Source organism: Streptomyces sp. NBC_01092, assembly GCF_045039535.1.
In the GTDB taxonomy this organism is placed as follows: domain Bacteria; phylum Actinomycetota; class Actinomycetes; order Streptomycetales; family Streptomycetaceae; genus Streptomyces.
This window is the reverse complement of record NZ_CP108659.1, coordinates 666,267-689,126: the sequence shown is the minus strand read 5'-3', so window position 1 is coordinate 689,126 and position 22,860 is coordinate 666,267. Positions and strand designations below refer to the sequence as shown.

Annotated in this window: 23 protein-coding genes; 10 read left to right on the top strand and 13 right to left on the bottom strand. The window is 71.7% G+C overall.

Annotated elements, in window-relative coordinates:
- Positions 1 to 118: 118 nt before the first annotated feature.
- A complete protein-coding gene (locus tag OG254_RS02865; RefSeq protein ID WP_405576996.1) occupies positions 119 to 475 on the bottom strand; it encodes a VOC family protein in 357 nt (118 codons plus the stop codon).
- A 62-nt stretch (positions 476 to 537) separates the two neighbouring features.
- On the opposite strand from OG254_RS02865, the gene OG254_RS02860 reads away from it, so the two are divergent.
- On the top strand, positions 538 to 1,410 hold the full coding sequence (locus tag OG254_RS02860) for a universal stress protein (protein WP_405576995.1): 873 nt from the start codon (positions 538 to 540) through the stop codon (positions 1,408 to 1,410).
- A 14-nt stretch (positions 1,411 to 1,424) separates the two neighbouring features.
- Here the strand turns inward: OG254_RS02860 and OG254_RS02855 are convergent, their stop codons facing one another.
- The 4 genes from OG254_RS02855 to OG254_RS02840 form a co-directional block, all read right to left on the bottom strand.
- Positions 1,425 to 2,699 (bottom strand): DUF4032 domain-containing protein, encoded by a 1,275-nt coding sequence (locus tag OG254_RS02855; protein ID WP_405576994.1) that lies wholly within the window; start codon positions 2,697 to 2,699, stop codon positions 1,425 to 1,427.
- A 40-nt stretch (positions 2,700 to 2,739) separates the two neighbouring features.
- The gene (locus OG254_RS02850; protein WP_405576993.1) at positions 2,740 to 3,486 is read right to left on the bottom strand and encodes an MBL fold metallo-hydrolase; all 747 of its coding nucleotides are present in this window, start codon (positions 3,484 to 3,486) and stop codon (positions 2,740 to 2,742) included.
- Positions 3,487 to 3,535: 49 nt separating this feature from the next.
- Positions 3,536 to 4,750: an acyltransferase gene (locus OG254_RS02845; RefSeq protein ID WP_405576992.1), complete on the bottom strand. Its 1,215-nt coding sequence runs from the start codon at positions 4,748 to 4,750 to the stop codon at positions 3,536 to 3,538.
- 109 nt (positions 4,751 to 4,859) lie between these two features.
- A complete protein-coding gene (locus OG254_RS02840) occupies positions 4,860 to 5,489 on the bottom strand; it encodes an alpha-ketoglutarate-dependent dioxygenase AlkB family protein (RefSeq protein ID WP_405576991.1) in 630 nt (209 codons plus the stop codon).
- A gap of 115 nt (positions 5,490 to 5,604) precedes the next feature.
- Here OG254_RS02840 and OG254_RS02835 point away from each other — a divergent pair, with 115 nt between their 5' ends.
- Both OG254_RS02835 and OG254_RS02830 read left to right on the top strand, forming a co-directional pair.
- Positions 5,605 to 6,231 carry a TetR/AcrR family transcriptional regulator gene (locus OG254_RS02835; RefSeq protein WP_405576990.1) on the top strand — a complete coding sequence of 209 codons (627 nt, stop codon included), beginning with the start codon at positions 5,605 to 5,607 and terminating at the stop codon, positions 6,229 to 6,231.
- A gap of 23 nt (positions 6,232 to 6,254) precedes the next feature.
- Positions 6,255 to 7,928, top strand: a complete 1,674-nt coding sequence (locus OG254_RS02830; RefSeq protein WP_405576989.1) for an FAD-binding dehydrogenase — start codon at positions 6,255 to 6,257, stop codon at positions 7,926 to 7,928.
- Positions 7,929 to 7,953: 25 nt separating this feature from the next.
- Here the strand turns inward: OG254_RS02830 and OG254_RS02825 are convergent, their stop codons facing one another.
- On the bottom strand, positions 7,954 to 8,304 hold the full coding sequence (locus tag OG254_RS02825; protein ID WP_405576988.1) for a DUF488 domain-containing protein: 351 nt from the start codon (positions 8,302 to 8,304) through the stop codon (positions 7,954 to 7,956).
- A 91-nt stretch (positions 8,305 to 8,395) separates the two neighbouring features.
- On the opposite strand from OG254_RS02825, the gene OG254_RS02820 reads away from it, so the two are divergent.
- Genes OG254_RS02820 through OG254_RS02810 form a run of 3 tightly spaced genes read left to right on the top strand, consistent with a single transcriptional unit; the run spans position 8,396 to position 11,702 of the window.
- Positions 8,396 to 9,136 (top strand): L,D-transpeptidase family protein, encoded by a 741-nt coding sequence (locus tag OG254_RS02820; protein ID WP_405576987.1) that lies wholly within the window; start codon positions 8,396 to 8,398, stop codon positions 9,134 to 9,136.
- A 29-nt stretch (positions 9,137 to 9,165) separates the two neighbouring features.
- Positions 9,166 to 9,870: a response regulator transcription factor gene (locus tag OG254_RS02815; protein WP_405576986.1), complete on the top strand. Its 705-nt coding sequence runs from the start codon at positions 9,166 to 9,168 to the stop codon at positions 9,868 to 9,870.
- Positions 9,867 to 11,702: a sensor histidine kinase gene (locus OG254_RS02810; protein WP_405576985.1), complete on the top strand. Its 1,836-nt coding sequence runs from the start codon at positions 9,867 to 9,869 to the stop codon at positions 11,700 to 11,702. The genes OG254_RS02815 and OG254_RS02810 overlap by 4 nt, the downstream gene beginning before the upstream one ends.
- Before the next feature lie 24 nt (positions 11,703 to 11,726).
- Here the strand turns inward: OG254_RS02810 and OG254_RS02805 are convergent, their stop codons facing one another.
- Together OG254_RS02805 and OG254_RS02800 are read right to left on the bottom strand one after the other, a co-directional pair.
- The gene (locus OG254_RS02805; RefSeq protein ID WP_405576984.1) at positions 11,727 to 11,960 is read right to left on the bottom strand and encodes a WhiB family transcriptional regulator; all 234 of its coding nucleotides are present in this window, start codon (positions 11,958 to 11,960) and stop codon (positions 11,727 to 11,729) included.
- A gap of 107 nt (positions 11,961 to 12,067) precedes the next feature.
- Positions 12,068 to 13,285, bottom strand: coding sequence for a saccharopine dehydrogenase family protein (locus OG254_RS02800; protein ID WP_405576982.1), 1,218 nt, complete (start codon positions 13,283 to 13,285; stop codon positions 12,068 to 12,070).
- Positions 13,286 to 13,394: 109 nt separating this feature from the next.
- Here OG254_RS02800 and OG254_RS02795 point away from each other — a divergent pair, with 109 nt between their 5' ends.
- Positions 13,395 to 14,102: a TetR/AcrR family transcriptional regulator gene (locus tag OG254_RS02795; RefSeq protein ID WP_405576980.1), complete on the top strand. Its 708-nt coding sequence runs from the start codon at positions 13,395 to 13,397 to the stop codon at positions 14,100 to 14,102.
- Between the two features lie 100 nt (positions 14,103 to 14,202).
- On the opposite strand, the gene OG254_RS02790 is transcribed toward OG254_RS02795, so the two are convergent.
- Positions 14,203 to 15,111: a LysR family transcriptional regulator ArgP gene (locus OG254_RS02790; protein ID WP_405576978.1), complete on the bottom strand. Its 909-nt coding sequence runs from the start codon at positions 15,109 to 15,111 to the stop codon at positions 14,203 to 14,205.
- A gap of 66 nt (positions 15,112 to 15,177) precedes the next feature.
- On the opposite strand from OG254_RS02790, the gene OG254_RS02785 reads away from it, so the two are divergent.
- Entirely contained in the window at positions 15,178 to 15,792 is a 615-nt protein-coding gene (locus tag OG254_RS02785) for a LysE/ArgO family amino acid transporter (protein ID WP_405576976.1), read from the top strand.
- Between the two features lie 97 nt (positions 15,793 to 15,889).
- Positions 15,890 to 17,191 carry an MFS transporter gene (locus OG254_RS02780; protein WP_405576974.1) on the top strand — a complete coding sequence of 434 codons (1,302 nt, stop codon included), beginning with the start codon at positions 15,890 to 15,892 and terminating at the stop codon, positions 17,189 to 17,191.
- 3 nt (positions 17,192 to 17,194) lie between these two features.
- On the opposite strand, the gene OG254_RS02775 is transcribed toward OG254_RS02780, so the two are convergent.
- The 4 genes from OG254_RS02775 to OG254_RS02760 all read right to left on the bottom strand — a co-directional run bounded on the left by OG254_RS02775 (position 17,195) and on the right by OG254_RS02760 (position 21,932).
- Complete coding sequence (locus OG254_RS02775) at positions 17,195 to 17,650, bottom strand: cyclic nucleotide-binding domain-containing protein (protein WP_405576972.1); 456 nt, start codon at positions 17,648 to 17,650, stop codon at positions 17,195 to 17,197.
- A 302-nt stretch (positions 17,651 to 17,952) separates the two neighbouring features.
- Positions 17,953 to 18,174 (bottom strand): hypothetical protein, encoded by a 222-nt coding sequence (locus OG254_RS02770; RefSeq protein ID WP_351200334.1) that lies wholly within the window; start codon positions 18,172 to 18,174, stop codon positions 17,953 to 17,955.
- 51 nt (positions 18,175 to 18,225) lie between these two features.
- Entirely contained in the window at positions 18,226 to 20,469 is a 2,244-nt protein-coding gene (locus OG254_RS02765) for an FUSC family protein (protein WP_405576970.1), read from the bottom strand.
- A gap of 68 nt (positions 20,470 to 20,537) precedes the next feature.
- Positions 20,538 to 21,932, bottom strand: coding sequence for an NAD(P)/FAD-dependent oxidoreductase (locus OG254_RS02760; RefSeq protein WP_405576968.1), 1,395 nt, complete (start codon positions 21,930 to 21,932; stop codon positions 20,538 to 20,540).
- Between the two features lie 318 nt (positions 21,933 to 22,250).
- On the opposite strand from OG254_RS02760, the gene OG254_RS02755 reads away from it, so the two are divergent.
- Positions 22,251 to 22,853, top strand: coding sequence for a hypothetical protein (locus OG254_RS02755; protein ID WP_405576966.1), 603 nt, complete (start codon positions 22,251 to 22,253; stop codon positions 22,851 to 22,853).
- The last annotated feature ends 7 nt before the right edge of the window (positions 22,854 to 22,860 follow it).

Sequence of the window (22,860 nt, the reverse complement as noted above, 5' to 3'; positions counted from 1 at the left end):
GGAGTTCGCTTCTCGGCGCGGCGGCGGGCGTCCTTCGGGCGCGGGTCGCCGAGCCGACTCCCGGCCATCGTATGTTCGATCCGCGCGCTTCGCTCAGGTACGCGGGGGGCGACCGCCCTCAGCCGCGACGCTGGGCGAGCACACAGAACTCGTTGCCCTCGGGATCCGCCAGCGTGACCCACGGTTCCTCGCCGGTCTGCCCGATGTCCGCGTGGCGCGCGCCGAGCGCGAGGAGGCGGGTGACCTCCGCCTCGTGATCGTCGGGCCGGAAATCGAGGTGCAGGCGGTTCTTGACGACCTTGCCCTCCGGTACCCGGCAGAAGAGCAGACCCGGCAGCCGGTCCTTCTCGGGCCTGATCTCGTACTCCTCGGCCGAGTCGTCCACCACGACCCATCCGAGCGCCTCGGCCCACCAGCGCCCGAGGGCCTCCGGATCGGCCGAGTCCACCATCACTTGCTCCCACTCCAAGGCCATGGGCGCAGCTTAGTGAAGACTGGGCACCAAGGACGTGGCCCATACACAAGGAGGCAGCCGGAATGACGCGCCCGATCACGGCAGGGGTGGACGGTACGCAGGAGAGCCTCGCCGGGCTGGCCTGGGCCGCCCGCGAGTCCGTCCGGCGGGGTCTGCCTCTGCGGGTGGTGCACGCCTGGCGGTTCCAGCCGCACGACGCGATCGACGCGGGCAGCGAGGACACCCAGACCCAGTGGGTGCGCGACGGGCTGGCCGAGGCCGCCCGGTCCGTCACCGAGCGGCATCCGGACCTTGAGGTGACCACCGACGTCGTCGAGGGCGCGCCCGCCGAAGCGCTCGCCGACGCGGCAGGAGAAGCCGAGATGCTGGTGCTCGGCTCGCGCGGCCACGGCCGGGTCGTCGGGTTTCTGCTGGGCTCCGTCGGACAGCAGGTGATCGCCGGGGCCACGCGGCCCGTCGTGCTCGTACGCGCCGGTGACCAGCCGTCCTCCGAGGTCGCCGGACACGAGATCGTCGTGGGCCAGCAGGGGGACGCCGAGGACAGCGCCGCCGTGCTGCGGTTCGCGTTCGAGACGGCCGCGGCGCGTGGGGCGACCGTGCGTGCCGTACGGGCGTGGACCCTGCCGCCGCTGTTCGCCTACAGCCCGGCGTCGATGAAGATGCTCGACGAGGCCGGGGGGCTGGAGCCGTACGAGAAGAAGGCGCTGGCCGAGGCGCTGCGGCCGTGGCGGGAGCGGTTCCCGGACGTCCATGTCGTCGAGCACGTGGAGATGGGCAGCGGCGGACAGGTGCTGCTGTCGGTCGCCGGGCGGGCCCAGCTGATGGTCGTCGGGCGCCGCACCCACAGCACGGCCGCGGGCGCCCGGATCGGCTCGGTGGCGCACGGGATGCTGCACCACGCGGACTGCCCGGTGGCTGTCGTTCCGCACGACTGAGTCAGTCGGCCGAGTCAGTCGGACGTCGTCGGCTGAAGCGTCTCGCGGGCCGTGGGCAGGATGTTCCTGATGTAGTCCTCGACCACCGTGTCCAGGCCGATGTCGTGCTGCGCCTGCTCGGACAGGTACCAGCGGTGTTCGAGCAGCTCGTGGTAGATCTCGGCCGGGTCCATGGAGCCGCGCAGCTCCAGCGGCACGGCCCGCACGGTGGGGCGGAAGACATCCCGAACCCAGCGGTGCGCGAGCACCTCGGGGCGGGCGCCATGGGGGTCCCCCCTGCTCGAACGAAGTTGAGAGCTTGGGGGAGGGTCGGCCGGGTCGTAGTCGTCCTGGGTGGCCATCCAGCTCTCCAGGTCGTTCAGCAGCCTCCGGGCCTGGTTCTCCTCGGTGTCCAGGCCCGTCAGGCGCAGCAGCTGACGCTGGTGGTGGCCGGCGTCGACGACCTTGGGCACGAAGGTGACCGTGTCGCCGTTCGTCGCGTGGTCGATCTGCATCTCGGCCACGTCGAAGCCGAGCTCGTTCAGGCGGCGTATCCGGCGCTCTATGTAGTGGTACTCGCCCGCCGGATAGACGGAGGTGCGCGTCAGCTCCTCCCACAGGCTCCGGTAGCGGCCGCAGATCTCGGTGCCGAACTCGATCGGGTCGACGGAAGGATGCAGCGCCCCGGACGCCTCCAGGTCCAGCAGCTCGCCGCTGATGTTGACCCGGGCGAGGTCCAGGTCGTAGTCGCGCTGGCCGTCGCTGAGCTGCGGGTGCAGATCGCCGGTTTCCGCGTCCACCAGGTATGCGGCGTAGGCGCCGGCGTCGCGCCGGAACAGCGTGTTGGACAGCGAGCAGTCACCCCACGCGAATCCGGCGAGGTGGAGGCGGACCAGCAGCACGGCCAGCGCGTCCATCAGCCGGTGCATGGTCGCCGGTCGCATCGTCGTCTCGAACATCGAGCGGTACGGCTGCGAGCCGCGCAGATGCCGGGTGACCAGCACCGACTCCAGCGGATCACCGGCGGCGCCGGTTCGGCCGGTGACCACGGCCAGCGGGTCGACCGCGGGGATGCCGAGTCGGTCCAGGTCGCGCAGCAGCTCGTACTCGCGCAGGGCCGGGCGCTCGGCGAGTTCCTTGACGGCGATCACCTCGTCGCCGGCCCGGGCGTAGCGCACGATGTGCCGGGAGATACCTCGCGGCAGCGGGACCAGGACGTCCTCGGGCCACTGCTCCAGCGGCACCTGCCACGGCAGCTCCAGCAGGAGGGCGGGGTGCTCCGGATTCGTCGCGCTGATCTGGAGTGCCATGGGCCGTTCGTCCTCGCCTCGCGGTGATCGTCAGCTCACCCTAGACGGCGCGCTCCCGGGCCTGAAGAGCAGCTTCCTGCACCGGGCCCCGGTGCAGCGGCCCGTGCCCGGGCAGGAGCACATCGCCCTTGAGTCCTTCGAGCACGGCCAGCGAGGCCACGGCCCGGGCCCGCTCGCGGTGGAACATGTCCGGCAGCAGCTGGGGCCCCTTGATCCGCGAGGTGGGGTGTCCGCTCACCAGGGCGTCGCCCGCGATCACCACCCCGGCGTCCGGCAGATGGTAGGCACAGTGGCCGTCGGTGTGGCCGGGCGTGTGCACCGGGACGGGACGGCCGGGCAGGTCCAGCGGGCCCGCCGACGGGAATGCCTCGGGGGAGGTGACCGGGACGTGCGCGGTGCCGCCGGAGCGGATCGCGTGCACGGCCCAGGGCAGCACACCCGGCCGCCAGCCGTTCCTCAGCACTGTCCTGACATCCACCTGGTGCAGGAACTCCCGGCGGGCGTGCGGCACTTCGGCCTCGTGGAGGTATATCGGCGTGCCGTACGTGGTGCGCAGGTACTCGGCGTTGCCCAGGTGGTCGGTGTGCGCGTGCGTGATCAGTACGGCCTTCACCGCCTCGGGCGAACTGCCCACTTCGGAAAGGGAGGCGAGGAGCTTGGCCCGGTCGCCGGGGTACCCGGTGTCGATCAGCGTGACCGCGTCCCCCTCGGTCAGGATCACCCAGTTCGTGTTGCTGCCGTGCACCAGATAGGTGCCGTCCGCCACTTGCTGCACATCTGCCCGCATGATCGTCCCGCGTGGTGAGGTCCGTGCCCGACGGACCCAGCAAAGCAGATCAACGAGGCGGTGTGACCGGCGGGTCCGGACGATCAAGAGCAGCTGTGGCCGGTGCGTCCGCCCGCATCCCGAACAGGAACCGCGTCAGCCGCGTTCTGCGCACCAGTCCCTCGTACAGCGCGAGGATCACCGCTAGCGAACCGGCCACGATCACGGTGTACTCGACCAGGATCGGCGCCGACCAGCCCACCACGCCGTAGGCGAGGGCGACCACGACCGGCTGGTGCAGCACGTACACGGGCAGGGCGGCGATCCCGAGGTACACCATGGTGCGCGAGGCCGGCCGGACCTCGCGCGGCCGGTCCAGCAGCCCGAGGATCGCCATCACCCAGCACCAGCCCGCCGCCCCGAACAGCGCCCGCGTCACCAGCGCGAACGCACCGCGCTCGGTGAACGGGTCGTCCAGCGAGACGAAGCCGGGCGCCGTCCCCGCGAACAGGACGAGGCCGGCCACGCCCACCGGCACGGCGAGCCGGCGCAGGGCACCGCGCACGCGGTCGTCGTCGGCGAGGACGTACCCGAAGAGGAAGAACACCAGGTAGGCCCAGCGGTTCCAGCCCGCGAAGCCCTCCTCCATGCCCAGGAACGCGTTGATCGCGGCGAGCAGCAGAGCGGGCAGCAGGAGCAGCGCCGGGCGTCGCTCGACCGCCTGCCCCATCCGCAGCGCCCGGGCCGCCAGCGGCGCCGCGACCGGGGCGAGGAGCAGGCTGAAGGTCAGCAGGAGTACCACGAACCACAGATGGCCCGTCTCGAAGTACTCCCCGTCGAGGACGAAGGGGAAGTCGGCGGCGTCCGGGTGGACGGTGAGGAACCGGGGCCAAAAACGCCAGTACGACTCGTCGTAGCCGGGGTCTGCCGCCCGCAGCCGCAGCCACTGGGGGAGCGGGCACAGCACGAGCGTCGCGAGGACCAGGGGAACGCCCAGGCGCAGCAGCCGCTCCCGGGTGAAGCGGCCGGCCCCGCGTCGGTGGATCGAGTACCGGGAGCCGAGCCCGGCGACGAGGAACAGCATGGGCATCGCCCACACGACCCCGAACCCGACGAACACGGTCACGACCTCGGTCGTCTGCGCGTTCTTGACGTAGAAGTCGTCGTCCGGCGAGAACACGAGCGCGGCGTGGAAGAAGACCAGGCCGAGGACGACGAACACCCGCAGCGCGTCGAGTTCGGTGCGCCGGGGAGCGGTGGCCGGGACCTGCGTCTGCGCGCTCACCCGGACCAGTGTGGGGGCGTGGCGGGGCCGCGCCCAGAGGAAGGGCTGCCTCCGGCACCGTCCGCCGGAGGCAGCCCCCGCGTACACCCGAAGCGGCCGCCTCTCCGCCTCAGTGCACGCCGTCGGGGCGGAACTGCACGCTGATGCGCGGTCCCGTGGCGCGGGTGGTCTTCGGGATCGAGTGCTCCCAGGTCCGCTGGCAGGAGCCGCCCATCACGATGAGGTCGCCGTGCCCCAGCGGACGCCGTACCGTCTCGCCGCCGCCGCGCATCGGGCGCAGCAGCAGATCCCGGGGCGCGCCCACGGAGAGGATGGCCACCATGGTGTCCTCGCGGGCGCCCCGCCCGATGCGGTCCCCGTGCCAGGCCACGCTGTCCCGGCCGTCGCGGTAGTAGCAGAGCCCCGCCGTGGTGAACGGCTCGCCCAACTCCTCGGCGTAGTGCGCGGACAGCGTGTCCCGGGCCTGAGCGAGGACGGGGTGCGGAGTTGCGTCGTCGGCGCCGTAGAAGGCGAGCAGCCGAGGTACGTCGACCACGTGGTCGTACATCGTGCGCCGCTCGGCACGCCAGGGCACCTCGGACGCCAGCTGTTCGAACAGTGCGTCCGCCCCGCTGAGCCAGCCGGGCAGCACGTCGATCCAGGCGCCGAGGGGGAGCCGCGTACGGCGGATCCCGGCGAGGGAGCCGAGCCGCAGCTCGTCGGTCTGGTCGAACAGGGAGCCCTGGAGGTGCGTGGCCATGCTTCCAGCGTACCTCGGAATCGAAAATCTGTTCCCATCGCATTCTCCTTGCGTACGGACCCTTTGGATGCATTGATGTATCGGATACATTCACGTATCGAACGGAGGTCCGGACATGGCCGTACAGGAAACGACCAAGCGCGTCACCAAGCGCCGCGTCCGCACGCGGGCCAACCTCCTCGACGCCGCGTTCGCCGTGTTCGCCGCCAAGGGGTTCGGACGGGTCTCCATCGAGGAGGTCTGCGAGACCGCCGGCTACAGCAGGGGCGCCTTCTACTCCAACTTCGACAGCCTGGACGAGCTGTTCTTCGCCCTCTACGGGCAGCGCGCGGACCTCATCGCCGAGCAGGTGGCCGGGGCGCTCGCCCTCGACGGCCCGGACCTGGACGTGCCCGCCGCCGTGGACCGGGTGGCCGAGGTGCTGCTCCTGGACCGCGACTGGCTGCTGGTGAAAACCGACTTCCTGGTGCACGCCGCCCGGGACCCGGCCGTCGCCCGGACCCTGCTGGAACACCGCGCCCGACTGCGCGGCGCGATCGCCGACCGGCTCGCCCGCGCGCGGGGCCACACCGAACTGCCCGCCGTGCTCGGCGACATCGACGGCGCCGCCCATGCCGTGGTCGCCGTGTACGACGGCGTCACCACCCAACTGCTGCTGGACCAGGACGTCGAGCACGCCCGCGCCTGGCTGAAACAACTGCTCACCGCGCTGCTCACCGCCGGCAGCGCCACCACACCATGAGGCATGAGGAAGGGACGGTCGCCATGGATGCCGACGTCATCGTCGTCGGAGCGGGACTCGCGGGCCTGGTCGCCGCGAGCGAACTGACCAGCCGGGGCCGCCGGGTCGCGCTGGTGGACCAGGAGAACGCCGCCAACCTCGGCGGGCAGGCGTTCTGGTCCTTCGGCGGGCTGTTCCTCGTGGACTCCCCGGAGCAGCGGCGCCTCGGCATCAAGGACTCCCTCGACCTGGCCTGGAACGACTGGCAGGGCAGCGCCGGCTTCGACCGGGTGGACGACGAGGACTCCTGGGCGGTGCGCTGGGCGCGCGCGTACGTCGAGTTCGCGGCCGGCGAGAAGCGGGCCTGGCTGGAGACTCACGGCATCAAGTTCCTGCCGACCGTGGGCTGGGCCGAGCGCGGTGACCTGCGTGCCGACGGCCACGGCAACTCCGTGCCCCGGTTCCACATCGCCTGGGGCACCGGCACGGGCGTCGTGGAGCCGTTCGTGCGGTACGCCAAGCAGGCCGCGCGCGACGGACTGCTCACCTTCCATTACCGGCACCAGGTCGACGAGCTGGTCATCGAGGACGGCTCCGCGCGCGGCGTGCGCGGCACGGTCCTGGCCGAGGACAACTCGCCGCGCGGTGTCGCCTCCAACCGCGACCGCATCGGCGAGTTCGAGCTCACCGCGAAGGCGGTCGTCGTCACCACCGGCGGTATCGGAGCCAACCACGACATAGTCCGCCGCCACTGGCCCGAGCGGCTCGGCACCCCGCCCACCGACATGGTCACCGGCGTCCCCGCCTACGTCGACGGCCGCATGCTCGACATCAGCGCGCAGGCGGGCGTACGACTGGTCAACCGCGACCGCATGTGGCACTACACCGAGGGCCTGCAGAACTGGGACCCGATCTGGCCCGGCCACGGCATCCGCATCCTGCCCGGCCCGTCCTCGATGTGGTTCGACGCTCTCGGCCGCCGGCTGCCCGACCCGTGCCTGCCCGGCTACGACACCCTCGGCACCCTCAAGCACCTGCGCACCGACCCCGACATCGCCGGCTACGACCACTCCTGGTTCATCCTCACCCAGAAGATCATCGAGAAGGAGTTCGCGCTCTCCGGCTCCGAGCAGAACCCCGACATCACCTCCAAGGACCGCGCCGGATTCCTGAAGGAGCGGGTGCTCGGCAAGGGCGCTCCGGGTCCGGTGGCGGCGTTCCTGCGCAACGGCGCTGACTTCGTGACCGCCCCCAATCTGGAGCAACTGGTCGAGAAGATGAACCAGTTGACGGACAAGGCACTCCTCGACGCGGCGACCGTCCGGCGCCAGATCGAGGCCCGCGACCTGCAGATCGCCAACCCGTACAGCAAGGACTCCCAGGTCCAGGGCATCCGCAACGCCCGCCGCTACATCGGCGACCGCCTCGGCCGCGTCGCCACCCCGCACCGCATCCTCGACCCGGCGGCCGGCCCCCTGATCGGCGTCAAGCTGCACATCCTGACCCGCAAGACCCTCGGCGGCATCCAGACCGACCTCGACTCGCGCGCGCTCGGGGCCGACGGCGCCCCCATCGAGGGCCTGTACGCGGCCGGCGAGGTCGCCGGCTTCGGCGGCGGAGGCGTCCACGGCTACAACGCCCTGGAGGGCACCTTCCTCGGCGGCTGTCTCTTCTCGGGCCGGACGGCGGGCCGCGCGGCGGCGCGGCAGACGGCCTGACGGTGGAGTAGGAGGGCCCGCCTCCTCACTTCTGCAGGAGGCGGGCCAGCACGGCGGCGTGACTGTGCTCGGGCGACTTGGACGCGGTCAGCAGGGTCACCTCGCCCTTGCCCGCCAACTCCCGTACGTGATCAAGGAGTTCTGCAGCCTCCGGAGCGGTGAGCTCCGCCTCGTAGCGATCGGCGAACTCCTCGTACGACCCCTCGCCCGCGTGATACCAGCGGCGCAGCTCCGTCGACGGGGTGAGCCCCTTGGGCCACTCGTCCAAGCGAGCCGCCTCCTTCGACAGACCGCGCGGCCACAGCCGGTCGACCAGGACGCGCACGCCGTCGTCGGGCTCGGGTGCGTCGTAGACGCGGCGGATGCGGACGCTCATGAGGGGGCCTTCCTCGGTGCGAGCCGACGGCTGCGCGGGGCGGCCCGTCGAACCTGACGAGTTCCTCACAAGTGTCGGTCAAGGTCGGCCTATGATCACGCACAAGCCCCGTGTCGCACTGCTGACCGCCTCCCTGCTCCTCACCGGCTGCGGCGGCGGTGCCATGGCGACGCCGGACCACAGGCCCGCCGCCCCCACGCCCACGACCGCCTCGCCCATGCCCGAGGTCGCCCTGGAGGTGGCTCCGCAGCAACTGCCCGGACTGGGACCCGAGACCTGGGCCGAAGTGCCCGACGAGGCCCGGCAGGCCGTCGTCGTGACCGGACAGGGCAGGAACTCCGCGCGCTCGACGGTCGTCCTGTACGAGCGCAGCGACATCGGCTGGGAGGCGGGCGCCCGCTGGCCCGCGCACAACGCCCTGCGCGGCTGGACGGAGCACCACCGGGCCGGCGACCTGCGCTCACCCATCGGGGTCTTCACGCTCACGGACGCCGGGGGCCTGCTCCGCGACCCCGGGACCAGGCTGCCGTACGACCACGGCGTCGGCTTCACCGCGACCGGCACCGGCTTCAAGGGCGAGTCCCTCGCGGGCTCCTTCGACTACGTCATCGCCATCAACTACAACCGCAGGCCCGGCACCACGCCCCTCGACTGGACCCGCCCGCTCGGCACCGGACGCGGCGGCGGCATATGGCTCCACGTCGACCACCGCGGACCCACGCAGGGCTGCGTCAGCATCGCGCGCGAGCACATGCGGCAGCTGCTGCTGGCGCTGGATCCCGACCGGCATCCCGTCGTCGTCATGGGCGACGCCGAGGCGCTGGCCCGCTGAGTTTCCCCCGACCGCTTAGGATCCGCCGCGTGTGCGCACATGTGCTGGTCGCCGAGGACGACGAGATGCAGGCCGAACTCATACGCCGCTCCCTGCTCGCGGAGGGCCACACCGCAACCGTGGTGCACGACGGGTCGGCCGCCCTCGACGCGGTCCGGCGGCAACGGCCCGACCTGGTCGTCCTGGACCTCATGCTCCCGGTGATCGACGGCTTCGGGGTGTGCCGGGTGCTGCGCCGGAACCCCGGAAATCCAGACATCCCGGTGCTGATGCTGACGGCCCGGTCGGCGGAGGACGACGTGCTGCTCGGCCTCGAACTCGGCGCCGACGACTACATGACCAAGCCGTACAGCCCGCGCGAGCTGATGGCCCGCATCCGTACGGTGCTGCGGCGCAGCGGGCACGCCGCCGGCCGGCGCGGGGACCCCGTGGTGCGCGCCGCCGGGATCGCCGTCGACCCCGAGCGGCACGAGGTGCGGTGCGACGGGGCGGCGGTGGAGTGCACGCCGGCCGAGTTCGAGATCCTGCTGGCGATGGTCGCCGAACCCGAACGGGTCTTCTCCCGGCGGCAGTTGCTGGAGTGCACCCGGGGCATCGACCGGGCCTCCACCGAGCGGGCCGTCGACGTGCACATCATGAACCTGCGCAAGAAGATCGAGGCCGACTCGCGGCGGCCGGTGCGGCTGCTGACGGTGTTCGGTGTCGGCTACAAGTTCAGCGGCGGCCGCGGATGACCCGGCCCGTACCGCTGCGCAAGCGCCTGCTGGTCCGGCTGCTGATCGCCTCGGCGCTGATCGCCGTGTGCTCGGTGGCGGCGACGGCCTGGCTGGCGGTGGAGACCACCACCCGGGCGCTGCGGGAGGAACAGGGGCAGGTCCTCACCGAGGACATGGACGTCCTCGCCCGGCTCAGCGGATACGCCGCGACCCACCCGGACTGGAAAGGGGTCGACGAGACGGTCCGTGAACTGTCCGCCCGCACCGGCCGCCGTATCGCCCTCACCACCACGGACCGCAGGACGATCGCCGACTCGGCCCCGGCCGGCACCTCCATGCCGCCGCGCGCCGCCGCCACCGTCGACCCCCTGCACATCGACACCTACACGGAACGTGGAGCGCAGCGCGGCGGTGTCGACCCCCGGGTCGTGGGCCCGTACCGGGTGACCGACGAGGAGCGGGCCAAGCTGGAGAAGCTCGCCGACACACGGCAGCGGTGCTTCGCCCGCAACGGCTACGAGGCCACCGTCGTGCAGACGCCCAGCGGCCGGCCGGTCGTCACCGACCACGACGGGCCCGTCGCGAGCGGGGTCGTGCCCGACGAGTGCGCCGACGGCCTGCTCAACACCCCGACACCGACCGAGAACAAGGCCCTGTCCGACCTGTCCGAGCGCGCCCGGAAGTGCCTCGACCGGCGCGGTCTGAACCCCGGTTCGCAGCCGTTCGTCACGGTCGACGTGACCGAGAAGCGGCTCGGCACCCGCTACCAACTGGGGAAGACCACGGGGACCGACGACCGTACGGCCGTGCGGGACGCGGACCGCTGCGTCGACGAGGCACGCCTCGCCCAACTCGATCCCTACGTCGCCCCCGTGGCCGAACTGTTCCTGGGCGGCGGCGACACCACCGCCGTCCGCTTCGACATGTCCCCGGCGAACAAGGCCAAGGTCGTCGGCGCTGCCGGACTCGTCCTCGCGGTCACCGTGGCCGTGACCGCCGTGGTCGCCACCCGGCTCGTCCGGCCGCTGCGGGCGCTGACGGAGGCGGCCCAGCAGCCGCCCGAGCTGCATGCGCGGGTGCCCGTCACGACCCGCGACGAGACCGGGATTCTCGCCGCGGCCTTCAACGAACTCGCCGAGCGCCGCGAGCGGCTGGAGGCCCAGCGCAAGGCCATGGTCAGCGACGTCGCCCATGAGCTGCGCACCCCGCTCACCAACATCCGCGGCTGGCTGGAAGTCACCCGCGACGGCGTCGTCGACCCCGACCCCGCCCTGCTCGCCTCGCTGCACGAGGAGGCCCTCGTCCTGCAGCGCGTCATCGACGACCTGCAGGACCTCGCCGCCGCCGACGCCGGCACGCTGCGCCTGCACCGCGAGCCCGTCCGTGCCGACGAACTCCTCGACCAGGTGACCGCCGCCCACCGCGTCGCCGCCGACGCGGCCGGCGTCACCCTGCGCACCGCGGCGGACGGCACCCCCTGGCTGGACGCCGACCCCGTCCGCATGCGGCAGGCCCTCGGCAACCTCGTCTCCAACGCCCTGCGCCACACCCCGGCCGGCGGCACCGTCACGCTCGCCGCCCGGTGCGACGCAGACGACGTCGTCCTGGACGTCACCGACACGGGGACCGGTATCGCCCCCGAGGATCTGCCGTACGTCTTCGACCGGTTCTGGCGTGCCGAGAAGTCCCGCAGCCGGCGTACCGGAGGCAGCGGGCTCGGCCTGCCGATCGTCCGGCACCTGGTGGCCGCGCACGGGGGCGCGGTCGACGCGGCGAGCGATCCAGGTGCCGGTTCCGTGTTCACGCTGCGGTTGCCGGGAGCCGCCGAGCCCGACGGCTCGGTCCCGTGACGCGTGGGTCAGCCGGTCAGCCGGTCAGCCGGCCTGCTCCCGCAGTGCTCGTCGCTCCGCCTCGCTCATGCCGCCCCATATCCCGATGAACTGGTCCATGTCGAGCGCCCAGCGCAGACACTGCTCCCGGACCGAGCAGCGCCGGCAGACGGACTTCGCCTGCTGCGTCTGCAACAGGGTCGGTCCGGACGTGCCGATCGGGTAGAAGAGGTCGGGATCCTCATGGCGGCAGGCGGCGTGGTCTCGCCAGTCGTCCATCAAAATCACCTGCGATCGTCGAACGTGCCCTCGGTGGATGCATTTACTCGTTTTCGAGTCGCCTGTCGATGCGCAAGTGAAACCCCGTTGGATCCCGGCGAATCCGGTCACTGTTCGCGCAGGCCCCACGGGGAGCCGTACTCGGTCAGCAGATCCAGGAACGGCCGGGCCGGGAAGGCCTCCGGGCCGAGCACGCCCGCGCCCGACCAGGCGCCGGAGGCGAGGAGTTCGAGGGCGACGACCGGGTTGACGGCCGTCTGCCACACCACGGCCTGAGAGCCGTACTCCTTCATGGACCACTGGTTGTCGACCACGTGGTAGAGGTACACCTCGCGCGGACTGCCGTCCTTGACGCCCCGCACCCAGGTGCCCGCACACGTCTTGCCGTGCATCCGCTCGCCCAGCGTCGCCGGGTCCGGCAGACACGCCGCCACGACGTCCCGCGGCGAGACCCGCACGGGCCCGCCGGCGCTCGGCACGGTCACCGGCTCGGTGCGGTCCAGGCCCAGCAGGTGCAGCGTCTTCAGCGTGCTGATGAACTCCTCGCCGAGGCCGTACTTGAACGTCACCCGGCGCGCGTCGACCCAGCGCGGGACCAGGAGCACCTCCTCGTGCTCCACGTTCACGCACTCCACCGGACCGATGCCCTCGGGGAAGTCGAACACCTCGGGCTCGCTGAAGGGCTCGGTGGTGAACCAGCCGCGGTCGTTCTCGTACACCACCGGCGGGTTGAGGCACTCCTCGATCGTGGTCCAGATGCTGAACGACGGCGCGAAGTCGTAGCCGTCGACGGTGAGGTTCGCGCCGTCACGGACGCCGATCTCCTCGATCTCGTCGAAGAGCTCGTCGGCCGCGTACCGGGCGAAGACGTCCGACAGACCGGGCTCCACACCCATGCCGACCAGCGCCAGCGCGCCCGCCTTCTCCCAGTCGGCCGCCTGCTCGAACTGGGCGTCGCCCAGCTTGACCCCGCACTCCTCGTACGGCCGCTCCGGATGCGGGTGCGACAGCGACATCGCCATGTCGACATACCTGGCCCCGGCCGTGCGCGCCGCCTGGAACAGCGGCATCACGAAGCGCGGGTCGGTGGCGTTGAGGAGCACGTCGCAGGCGTGCCGCTCCAGCAGCGCGGTCACCGCCGGCTGGTCGCTCGCGTCCACGCGCTCGGCCCGGAACCGGGCGTCGCCGTCGAGGGCGGCCACGGCCGCCTCGGCGCGGGCGAGGTCGTAGTCGGCGACCACCATCGCCTCGAAGAACGGACGCCTGGCCGCGATCCGGGTGATGGCGGTACCCACCCCGCCGGCACCCACGAGCAGTACACGCATGACAAGACTCCCTTGGCTGAAGGTCTACGACGTGGTGGGGCCCCGCCGGAGATACAACGCCGCGCCTTCACGTAAGGTCAATGGCGTTGGCGTAAGGATGGAGGATGCGATGCCGAAACCGGTCGTACCGGAGGAAAAGCGGCGTCGGCGTCGTCCCACCAAGCGTGGCACCGTGCTGTCGGAGCGGCTGATAGTCGACACGGCGTTGCGCATGCTGCGCGAACACGGCAGTGCCGGCCTCACCGCCCGCCGCCTCGGCCTGGCCCTGGACGCGGACCCGAGCACGCTGTACCGCTACTTCCGCGGCATGGACGAGCTGACCCTCGCCATCGGCGACGCGCTGATGGGCCAGGCACTGGAGGGCTGGACGCCGACGGGGGAGTGGCGCGAGGACCTGCGCGCCGTCGGGCTGCGCATCCACTCCGCGTATCTGGCCCATCCGCAAGCCGCCGTGCTGACCACGAGCCGGGTCACCGGCCGGGCCAACGAACTCGCCGCCGACGAGGCCGTGTTGGACATCCTGCGCAGGGCCGGATTCCCGCTGCCGGACACCGTGCGCGTCTACCACGCCTTCATCGACCAGACCCTGGCCTTCGCGGCGCTGGACGCCGCGTCGCTGACGCTGCCGAGCGACTCCCTGCGTGCTGATGAGGACATGTGGCGGTCGACGTACGCGCGGCTCCCGCGCGCCACGCATCCCCGGATCGCGGAGGCGGCGCCGCTGCTGGCCGCCCGGATGGTGAACAGCGCCTATCCGACGGCTCTGGAGATGCTGCTGGACAGCGCAGCGGCCCAACTGGAGAGGCTGGAGGACTAGCGCCCCGAAGGGGAGCGGGGCTGTGTCGATGTGCGGCTGCCGCCGCGTGGGCGCGACCAGCCACGACGGTGCCGCAGCCACATGGCGGCACAGCGTGGCACTACGCCCGGAGGGCTTCCGCCGCCGTCGCCGTCACCGCCTCCGTCACCGCGACCAGCGCCGGCGAGTCCAGCTTCCACTGCTGCCAGTACAGCGGGACGTCGAGCGGGCGGTCCGGGGCCAGCTGGACGAGGCGGCCGTCCTTCAGGAGTGGTTCCGCCTGTGCCTCGGGGATCAGGCCCCAGCCCAGGCCGGCGGTCACGGCCGACAAGAAGCCTTCCGAGGTCGGGACGTAGTGCCGTACCGCACTCGCGCCCGTACGGGTGTGCCGCAGCCTGCGGACGAAGGAGTCCTGGAGATCGTCGCTGCGGTCGAACGTCATCACCGGAGCGTGCGCGAGCGCGTCTCCCAGCGAGCCGCCGACATGCCGCTCGGCGAACTCCGGGCTCGCCGCAGCCAGATAGCGCATCCGGCCGAGAGCGCGCACCGAACAGCCCGCCACCGACTCCGGTGAGGAGGTGACGGCGGCCATCACCAGCCCCTCCCGCAGCAGCGTCGCCGTACGGCTCTCGTCCTCCCGGCGCAGCTCGAAAGAGAGCGGCGGCTCCTCGGGGACCCGGGTGAGTGCGCCCAGGAACCAGGTCGCCAGCGAGTCGGCGTTGACCGCGATGGACACCCGGGTCGCGTCCCCGGCCCCGCTCAGCCCCAGCTCGGCCCGCGCGTCGCGCTCCAGCCGGGCCAACTGGCGGGCGAACCGGACGACGACCTCGCCCGACTCGGTCGGCCGCACCGGCTTCGTACGCACCAGCAGCACCCGCCCCGTGCGCTGCTCCAGCGCCTTCACCCGCTGGCTCACGGCCGACGGCGTCACATGCAGGGCGGCGGCGGCCGCGTCGAAGGTGCCCTCGTCCACCACCGCGAGCAGCGTCCGCACCTGGTCGAGGGGAAGCTCGGTCAGCTCGGTCTTCACGAGAGCTAAGGATACGTAAGAATCTTTAGCTGTACGCCAGGAGATCGTTTCCTTAGCGTCAATGGCATGACAAACGCCTTGACCACCGCCGCCGCCGGATTCGGCACCGGCCTTTCCCTGATCGTCGCCATCGGCGCCCAGAACGCCTTCGTCCTGCGCCAGGGGATCCACCGCGACTCCGTCCTCGCGGTCGTCGGCATCTGCGCCCTGTCGGACGCGCTCCTCATCACCCTGGGCGTGGCCGGTGTCGGTGCGGTGGTCGTGGCATGGCCGGGAGTGCTCACGGCGGTCGCCTGGGTGGGCGGGGCGTTCCTGCTCTGCTACGGCGCCCTCGCCGCCCGCCGGGTCTTCCGTCCGGCCGGCGCCCTGCGAGCCGAGGGCGACGGGACGGGGTCACGGCCGCGGGCGGTGCTGACCTGCCTCGCTCTGACCTGGCTCAACCCGCACGTCTACCTCGACACCGTCTTCCTGCTCGGCACGGTCGCCGCCGACCGGGGCCCGCTGCGCTGGACGTTCGGCCTCGGGGCCGTGTTCGCCAGCCTGTGCTGGTTCGCCGCGCTCGGCTTCGGGGCGCGCCTGCTGAGCCGCCACCTCGCCAAGCCCAAGGCCTGGCGCGTGCTGGACGCTCTGGTGGCCGCGACGATGATCGTGCTCGGCGTCAGCCTGATCGCGGGCGCCTGACCTGTCCGGAAACCGGGACCGCTCATCCCGCACGCTCGCCCCTGGTGCCATAGTGATCCCTGGTTCCCGATAGATGTAACGAGCAACCAGGACGTCCGTGGACACGAGCGAGAGCAGCACCGAAAAGCAGGCGGCGGCCGACGCCGAGCCACCGATACCCGCCCGGCGCGGCTGGCGCCGCTGGGCGATGGACACCCGTCCGCTGCGCCGCCCGGCCTACCGCCGCCTGTGGTCCTCGACCATCGTCACGGCCGTCGGCAGCCAACTCACCGCGGTCGCCGTGCCGAAGCAGGTCTACGACATCACCGGCTCCTCGGCGTGGGTCGGCGCCGCGAGCCTCGCCGGACTCCTGCCTCTGGTGGTGTTCGCGCTGTGGGGCGGCGCCATCGCCGACAGCATGGACCGCCGCAAGCTGCTCCTCATCACCAACACCGGCATAGCCGTCACCTCGCTGCTGTTCTGGGTCCAGGCCGTCACCGGTCTGGAGTCGGTGGCCGTGCTGATGGTGCTGCTCGCCGTGCAGCAGGCGTTCTGGGGGATCAACGCCCCGGCCCGCAACGCCTCCATCGCCCGCCTGGTGCCGGCCGGCGAACTGCCCGCCGCGAACGCCCTCGGCTCCACCGTCATGCAGATCGGCCAGGTGATGGGCCCGCTGCTGGCGGGCGTGCTCATCCCGGTGATCGGCCTGGCCGAGCTGTACCTCATCGACGCGCTGGCCCTGTGCGTCACGCTCTGGGCGGTCCTGCGGCTGCCCGCGCTGCCGCCGCTCGCGGCCGCCGTCCAACGCCGCGCGGGCGTACGGGAGATCGCGGAGGGCTTCCGCTACATCGCCCTGCACAAGGTGCTGTTGCTGTCCTTCCTGGCCGACATCATCGCCATGGTCTTCGGCATGCCGCGCGCCCTGTTCCCCCAACTGGCGAGCCAGACCTACGGGTCGTACGGCGAAGGGCTCGCCCTCGGCCTGCTGTTCGCGGCGATCCCGATCGGCGCGGTGGCCGGCGGGCTGTTCTCCGGCACCTTCTCCCGGGCCCGCCGGCACGGCTGGATGGTGATCGGCGCGGTCGTCGCCTGGGGCGCGGCCGTCACCGGCTTCGGGCTCAGCGGCAGTCTGTGGCTCGCGGTGGTGTTCCTGGCCCTTGCCGGGGTCGCCGACATGGTGTCGATGGTCTTCCGCGGGGCGATCCTGCTGTCCGCCGCCAGCGACGAGATGCGCGGCCGGATGCAGGGCGTGTTCATCGTTGTCGTCGCGGGTGGCCCGCGCCTCGCCGACGTCCTGCACGGCACCGCGGGCTCGGCCTTCGGCGCGCGCACCGCGACCGTGGGCGGCGGCCTGCTGGTCGTCGTCCTCATGCTGGGCCTGGCCGCCGCGCTTCCCGCCCTGCGCCGCTACCGCGTCTGACGCTCAGAGCACACTGCGCCGGTGCTGCCCGTACTGCTCCATCAGCTTGCCCCGGGTCATCTCCAGCCGGTGCGCTAGGATTTCGGCGACATAGCGCACCAGGGTCATCCCGAGCAGGGTGTCCTCCTCGCACAGCCGCAGCACCGACTCCGCCTCGAACTCGTAGGCGCGCACCGGGCTGAACGCCTCGGCGCCGAAGTCCCACTGGAACGGCGGGAACAGCCACGACCAGCCGAGCAGATCGCCCGCGCCGAGGCTCGCGACGGTGACCCGCTGGACGGACGTCACCCGCTGGTCGAGGGAGACGGCGCCCGAGCGGATGACCCAGAAGCGGTCGGCCGTACCGCCCGGCTCGAAGATCCGGGCGTCCTCCGCGAAGGCGACCTCCCGGGCGAGCGACATCAGTGCCTGACGCTGCGGCGGCGGTAGGGCGGTCAGCAGTTTGATCGCTTTGGTCATGACACGGGGCTCCTCGCCGAGGACTGAGGTTCCGGTGCAACCCTTGCGTCCATTTCAGCTGCTGCCGCCGCGCTGAGCACCTCGGCGGACGGCGGTTTCCGCGGAAAATCCCGGGGCGGGCCGCCGAGGGCATGAAAAAGCCCTGGCTGGACGGGGGAGGCCAGCCAGGGCCGTATGCGGTGGTGCACGGGGGACTGACTCGGTCCACCCCGTGACCACGTATGGATGAACCGTAAACCATCTCGGAGGCTTCCGCGCAACCGAGACCGGGGTACGTGACCGGTTTCACTCGGTTCCGGGTTTCAACCCTGTTCGGAGTGCCTGCCAGGGGTCAGGATCTCGTCCAGCACCATGATCACGGTCTCGTACGCCAGTGTCCGTACGGCGGCGTCGCGTGCCCCCTCGGGGTCGGTCGACCTCAACTGTTCGCTCCGCACCCGCCACGCACGCTCCTCCTGCCGGGCACTGGCCCGGGCGCGGTGCATCCGTCGCAGCAGTTCGTCTGAGTCCACGACATCGGTCATGACATCCGCCTACCCGCGTATCGCCCCGATGTGCAGTCCTTTGCCGTGCGGTCATCCGTCCGGTGCCTTCACAGGCACGCCCAGGGGACGGGCCAGGCCGGTCACGCCCTCGTCGAGGCGTTGCAGATGCCGCAGGACACGGTCGGTGACCCGGCCGTAGCGCGGGGCGCCGGGAGCGGTCGGCCCCAGGAGCGAGGCGATGCTCGGGCCGGTCTCGATCTCGTCGGTGGCGTGTTCGTCGGCGACATGCGCGCGGATCGCCTCGAGGTTGTGCTTGATGCGCCCGGCGGCCCGGCGCAGCCGGGGGTCCGCCGCGATCGAGGGGTGCGTGGGCAGCTGCTCGGCGGTCGCGGCCAGCGAGCGCGCGTGATACGCGCACGTCTCCAGCAGCGCGACGACATAGCGGGCGGTCTCCCGCCGGGCCCGCAGGGGCGTGACCGGATGGGTGAGCGGCTTCGTGGCGGCCCGCAGGTCGGCCAGAGCCTGGTCCAGGTCGCGCGCCTCGTCCAGCAGGTCGACGGGCGGCCCGCCGCTGAGCGCCTCGACGGCGCTGCGGGTGACGTCGCCGAGACGCTGGAGCACGGTGGCGAGGAGTTCGTTCGTCCGCCGGTCCGTCCCCACCGGCAGCACGAACGCGGCCGCGATCACCCCGCAGGCCGCGCCGAGCGCCGTCTCCTCGATGCGCAGCACGAGCACCGAGAGGCTGTAGGTGTGCAGCAGGGTGTAGAGCAGCCCGAGTGCCGCGGTGACGAAGAAGGACACCGCCGTGTAGGACAGCGCCGCCGAGTAGAACATCGCGAAGACGAACAGCAGCACCAGCGCGAACGCCGTCCAGGTGTGCCGCCCGACGGCGCCGGCCAGCACGATGCCGGCCAGCACGCCGAGGACGGTGCCCAGCAGCCGGCGGTAGCCCTTGACCAGGATCTCGCCCGTGGACGCGGTGTTGAGGAACACGATCCAGCAGGTCAGCACCGCCCAGTACCAGCGGTCCCGGGACAGCAGCTCACCGCCGACGATGGCCAGCGTCGACCCCACGGCGACCTGTACGGCGGCGCGCGTGGTGGGCCGGCGCAGCCCGGTCGCCTCCTCTGCCGGCGCCTCCTCCTCGGCGTCGAGCACGGCGTCCTCGGCGTCCAGTTCCTCGCGCGAGCGTGCCGTGGCAGGGCTGTCGTCCGACTCGTCCCGGACCCCGCCGAGCGCGATCCGCAGCCCGAGGACGGCACGGGCGGCCTCGCCGACGGCCCGGAACACGTCCTGCACGGCGGGCGACGCGGCCGGCAGGTTCTCCTCGTCGCGGTAGCCGAGGAGCCGGTTGCGGACGTGCGCCACCGAGGTACCGGCGGCCTGGTCGACGGGGCGCAGGACGAGCTGGCGCAACGCCTCCAGGTCCCGGCGCAGTGTCTCGGTCGCCGCGTCCCGCACCGGCTGCCGGCCGCCCGAGGGGACGGGCGCGCCCGGCAGATGCAGGGCGAGCGTGTCCACGCGCTCGGCGCCGCGAGCCCGCAGCAGCGACAGCCCCAGGCGCTCGGCGGCGATCTCGGCGTCCGCGACACGCCGTTGGACGAGGCCGGCGACCCCCTCGTCGGCGGTCCCCTCCTCCAGCCGGCCCTGGATCAGCAGAGCCGTCTCGTGCAGGCGGGCGGTGCCCTCGCGCACCTGCTCAAGGGCCCGGTCCGCGTCCTCGGGACCGGCGTCGAGCAGGTCGAGCTGGGCGGACAGCAGCTGGGCCAGCCGGGCGCGGAAGGCATCGCGCAGCCGCTGGAGCACTCCCGTCGGCGTCTCGGGCACGAGCACGAACCGCACCAGGGCGCCGCACGCGAAGGCCACGGCGACCACGCCGTACAGCTCGGGCAGATCACCGACCGTCGCGCCGACGAACAGGGACACGAAGTAGATCTGGAAGCCGATCAGCCCGAGCGCCGTGCCGCGGTCACCGAACCGGCGGCCGTAGACGGCACAGAAGATGAGCGCGACGAAGACCAGGTCGCCGGCCACGACATTGCTGTGCAGCGCCGCCGCCAGCGTCATCGACGCCAGCGCCACCGGAAGGCCCAGCGCGAGCGTGACCGCCTGCTTCCCGCGCTGCTTCTCCCGGATGGCGAACGTGGAGACCATCGCCACCAGCGCCCCCGCCACGAGGTGGGTCACGTCGGTGCCCAGCAGCGCGAGCACGGCGACCGCGAGGGCGATCGAGCCCGCCGTACGCAACCCGGCCGTCAGCCTCAGCAGGCCCGGGTCCGAGGCCGCGGCACGGTCGCGCAGCCGCGCCCGCACCGGCCCTCCCGCTGCCCTCACGCCGCCGTACTCACTCCCGCTCTCTCCTCGCTCACACCGCGCACCGCGGTCCGGCCGGCACCGTCACCTCACTCGGCCGTCCCTTCGTTCGCCTTGGCTGAGCCCTTCCCGCCGACCTGCGCCCGCAGCTGCTCCGGCGTCAGATACGCGTGGACGAACTCGAAGTCCCTCAGCTTGGCCGGGCTGCGGGACTGGAAACCGGTGCGCACGAAATCGTCCCCGGCGACCGCGTTGAGCAGCCAGTTCGTCATGACACGGGTCTTGGCGACGTTGGTGCGCAGCGCCGACCAGTGGTACCCGCGGGCCACGGCCATCGCGGGCAGGCCCTTCAGCTCCACGCCGAGGGGCTTGGAGACGGCGTCGCGGCCGCCGAGGTCGACGACCAGCCCGAGGTCCTTGTGCTTGTAGGGCCGCAGCGGCTGGTCGCGCAGGGACGCGATGACGTTGTCCGCGACGACCTTGCCCTGGCGCATCGCGTGCTGGGCGGTGGGCGGGCAGACGGCGCCCTCCTCGTCCTTGGCCACATCGGGCACCGCGGCGGCGTCGCCGAGCGCGAACACACCGTCCTGCCCGGGCAGGTTCATCTCCGCGGTGACCGCGAGCCGCCCCCGCACCGTCTCCGCGCCCAGGGTGCCGATCAGCGGACTGGCGACGACACCGGCGGTCCAGATCAGCGTGCGGGTGGGGATCACCCGGCCGTCGGTGAAGGTGACCTCCTCGGGGCCCGCCTTCGCGATGGACACCCCCAGGGAGATCTCGACGCCGCGCCCCCGCAGGATCTCCTGGGCGTCGGTGCCGAGCTTCTCGCCGAGTTCGGGCATCAGCCGCGGCGCGATGTCGATCAGATGCCACTTGATCAGGTGCGGATCGAGCCGCGGATAGCGTTTGACCGCGTTGTGGGTCAGCATCTGCAGACACGCCGCGGTCTCGGTGCCCGCGTATCCGCCGCCGACCACCACGAACTGCAGGCGCGCCGCCCGCTCGTCCGGGTCCTGGCTGGCGTCGGCCAGGTCCAGCTGCGAGATGACGTGATCGCGCAGGTAGGCGGCCTCCGCGAGCGTCTTCATGCCGTAGGCGTTGTCGGTCAGCCCCGGGATGTCGAAGGTGCGGGTGATGCTGCCGGGCGCCAGCACGATGTAGTCGTACGGCTCGTTGAGGATCTTGTCGGTGATGGTGCGGATGACGCAGACCTTCGAGGCGAGGTCCACGCCGATGGCGCCGCCCGGGATGATCCGGGTGCGGTACCTGCGGCTGCGGCGCAGGGACACGGCGATCGACTGAGGGGTGAGGACGCCGGAGGCGACCTGGGGGAGAAGCGGAAGGTAGAGCTGGTAGGAGGACGGCGTCACCAAGGTGATCTCGGCTTCGTCGGGGGAGAGTTTGCGTTCCAGCCGGCGAACGCATCCGACTCCGGCGAAGCCTGCGCCAACCACCAGGATCCTGGGTCGTGTCACGGTGATCATCCCTTCTGCGGCTCCAGGCGGTCTGCCTCGACGACGTTCGCCTGCCCCTGGATCGCGGCTTCGCACGCCTCGATCCCACCGCGCCACCGGTCGTTCCGCCAGCCGGGTGCGGCAGGCAGATGAACACGTCGTGAGCCACCTTGCCCCAACCGGCGCGGGGGCACACCGGTTCGGAAGTGAAAGACGTGTCCGCGCGATCTCTTGACGAGTCATTGGTCCGAACCTAACTTCCGTAATGCTCATCCATATAAGGGATCGCAGTTCATGTACATGAACATGTGAGGTGCGGTCCATCCCCCACATCCGACAGGAGGCAGGATGCGCCCAAGCCTGCGCACCCTCACCGTCACCACGGCGCTGTGCGCCACGTCGTTGCTCGCCGCGCCGCACGCCTTCGCCGAAGTCGAGCCCGGCGGCTGGCAGTCCGTCTCGCCCAGCTTCACCGAGCAGGAGCGGGGCTGTGGCCAGATCGACGGCCTGACGTTCCGGCTCACCTGCTCCACCGCCAGCGGCGACCAACGGGCTGAACGACGCTATGCCACCTACACCGGCGGAACGCGCCAGTTCGAGGGCTACTTCCGCATCACCGGCCTCAGCGGCACCCGGATCAGCCTCAAGCAGACCTTCCACGAGTCGGGCTCCGGCCCGTACTTCATGCTCGCCGTCGAACGCGGCGGCCGGCTGTACGCGGTGCACGGCGGCACCACCCTGTCCAACGCCGGCACGGTCGGCGCGACCGTCCGCGTCAACACGGTCCACCAGGTCGGCGACGAACACCGCACCTACATCAACGGCTCGCTCAAGCACACCTACGACAGCCCCGGCGGCAGCTTCTACGACAAGTTCGGCGCCTACCGCACCAACAGCGGCAACGGGACGGCCACCGTGGAGTGGAGCAACGTCCGCTTCTGGCGGAAGTAGCGGCCGT

Bases quoted from the DNA above. Each gene is read 5' to 3' on its own strand.
- OG254_RS02855 (WP_405576994.1), bottom strand. From the start codon at position 2,699: ATGGCACTCCAGATCAGCGCGACGAATCCGGAGCACCCCGCCCTCCTG.
- OG254_RS02755 (WP_405576966.1), top strand. From the start codon at position 22,251: ATGCGCCCAAGCCTGCGCACCCTCACCGTCACCACGGCGCTGTGCGCC.
- OG254_RS02795 (WP_405576980.1), top strand. From the start codon at position 13,395: ATGCCGAAACCGGTCGTACCGGAGGAAAAGCGGCGTCGGCGTCGTCCC.
- OG254_RS02860 (WP_405576995.1), top strand. From the start codon at position 538: ATGACGCGCCCGATCACGGCAGGGGTGGACGGTACGCAGGAGAGCCTC.
- OG254_RS02865 (WP_405576996.1), bottom strand. From the start codon at position 475: ATGGCCTTGGAGTGGGAGCAAGTGATGGTGGACTCGGCCGATCCGGAG.
- OG254_RS02825 (WP_405576988.1), bottom strand. From the start codon at position 8,304: ATGAGCGTCCGCATCCGCCGCGTCTACGACGCACCCGAGCCCGACGAC.
- OG254_RS02820 (WP_405576987.1), top strand. From the start codon at position 8,396: ATGATCACGCACAAGCCCCGTGTCGCACTGCTGACCGCCTCCCTGCTC.
- OG254_RS02850 (WP_405576993.1), bottom strand. From the start codon at position 3,486: ATGCGGGCAGATGTGCAGCAAGTGGCGGACGGCACCTATCTGGTGCAC.
- OG254_RS02830 (WP_405576989.1), top strand. From the start codon at position 6,255: ATGGATGCCGACGTCATCGTCGTCGGAGCGGGACTCGCGGGCCTGGTC.
- OG254_RS02770 (WP_351200334.1), bottom strand. From the start codon at position 18,174: ATGACCGATGTCGTGGACTCAGACGAACTGCTGCGACGGATGCACCGC.
- OG254_RS02840 (WP_405576991.1), bottom strand. From the start codon at position 5,489: ATGGCCACGCACCTCCAGGGCTCCCTGTTCGACCAGACCGACGAGCTG.
- OG254_RS02835 (WP_405576990.1), top strand. From the start codon at position 5,605: ATGGCCGTACAGGAAACGACCAAGCGCGTCACCAAGCGCCGCGTCCGC.
- OG254_RS02805 (WP_405576984.1), bottom strand. From the start codon at position 11,960: ATGGACGACTGGCGAGACCACGCCGCCTGCCGCCATGAGGATCCCGAC.
- OG254_RS02800 (WP_405576982.1), bottom strand. From the start codon at position 13,285: ATGCGTGTACTGCTCGTGGGTGCCGGCGGGGTGGGTACCGCCATCACC.
- OG254_RS02785 (WP_405576976.1), top strand. From the start codon at position 15,178: ATGACAAACGCCTTGACCACCGCCGCCGCCGGATTCGGCACCGGCCTT.
- OG254_RS02810 (WP_405576985.1), top strand. From the start codon at position 9,867: ATGACCCGGCCCGTACCGCTGCGCAAGCGCCTGCTGGTCCGGCTGCTG.
- OG254_RS02760 (WP_405576968.1), bottom strand. From the start codon at position 21,932: ATGATCACCGTGACACGACCCAGGATCCTGGTGGTTGGCGCAGGCTTC.
- OG254_RS02775 (WP_405576972.1), bottom strand. From the start codon at position 17,650: ATGACCAAAGCGATCAAACTGCTGACCGCCCTACCGCCGCCGCAGCGT.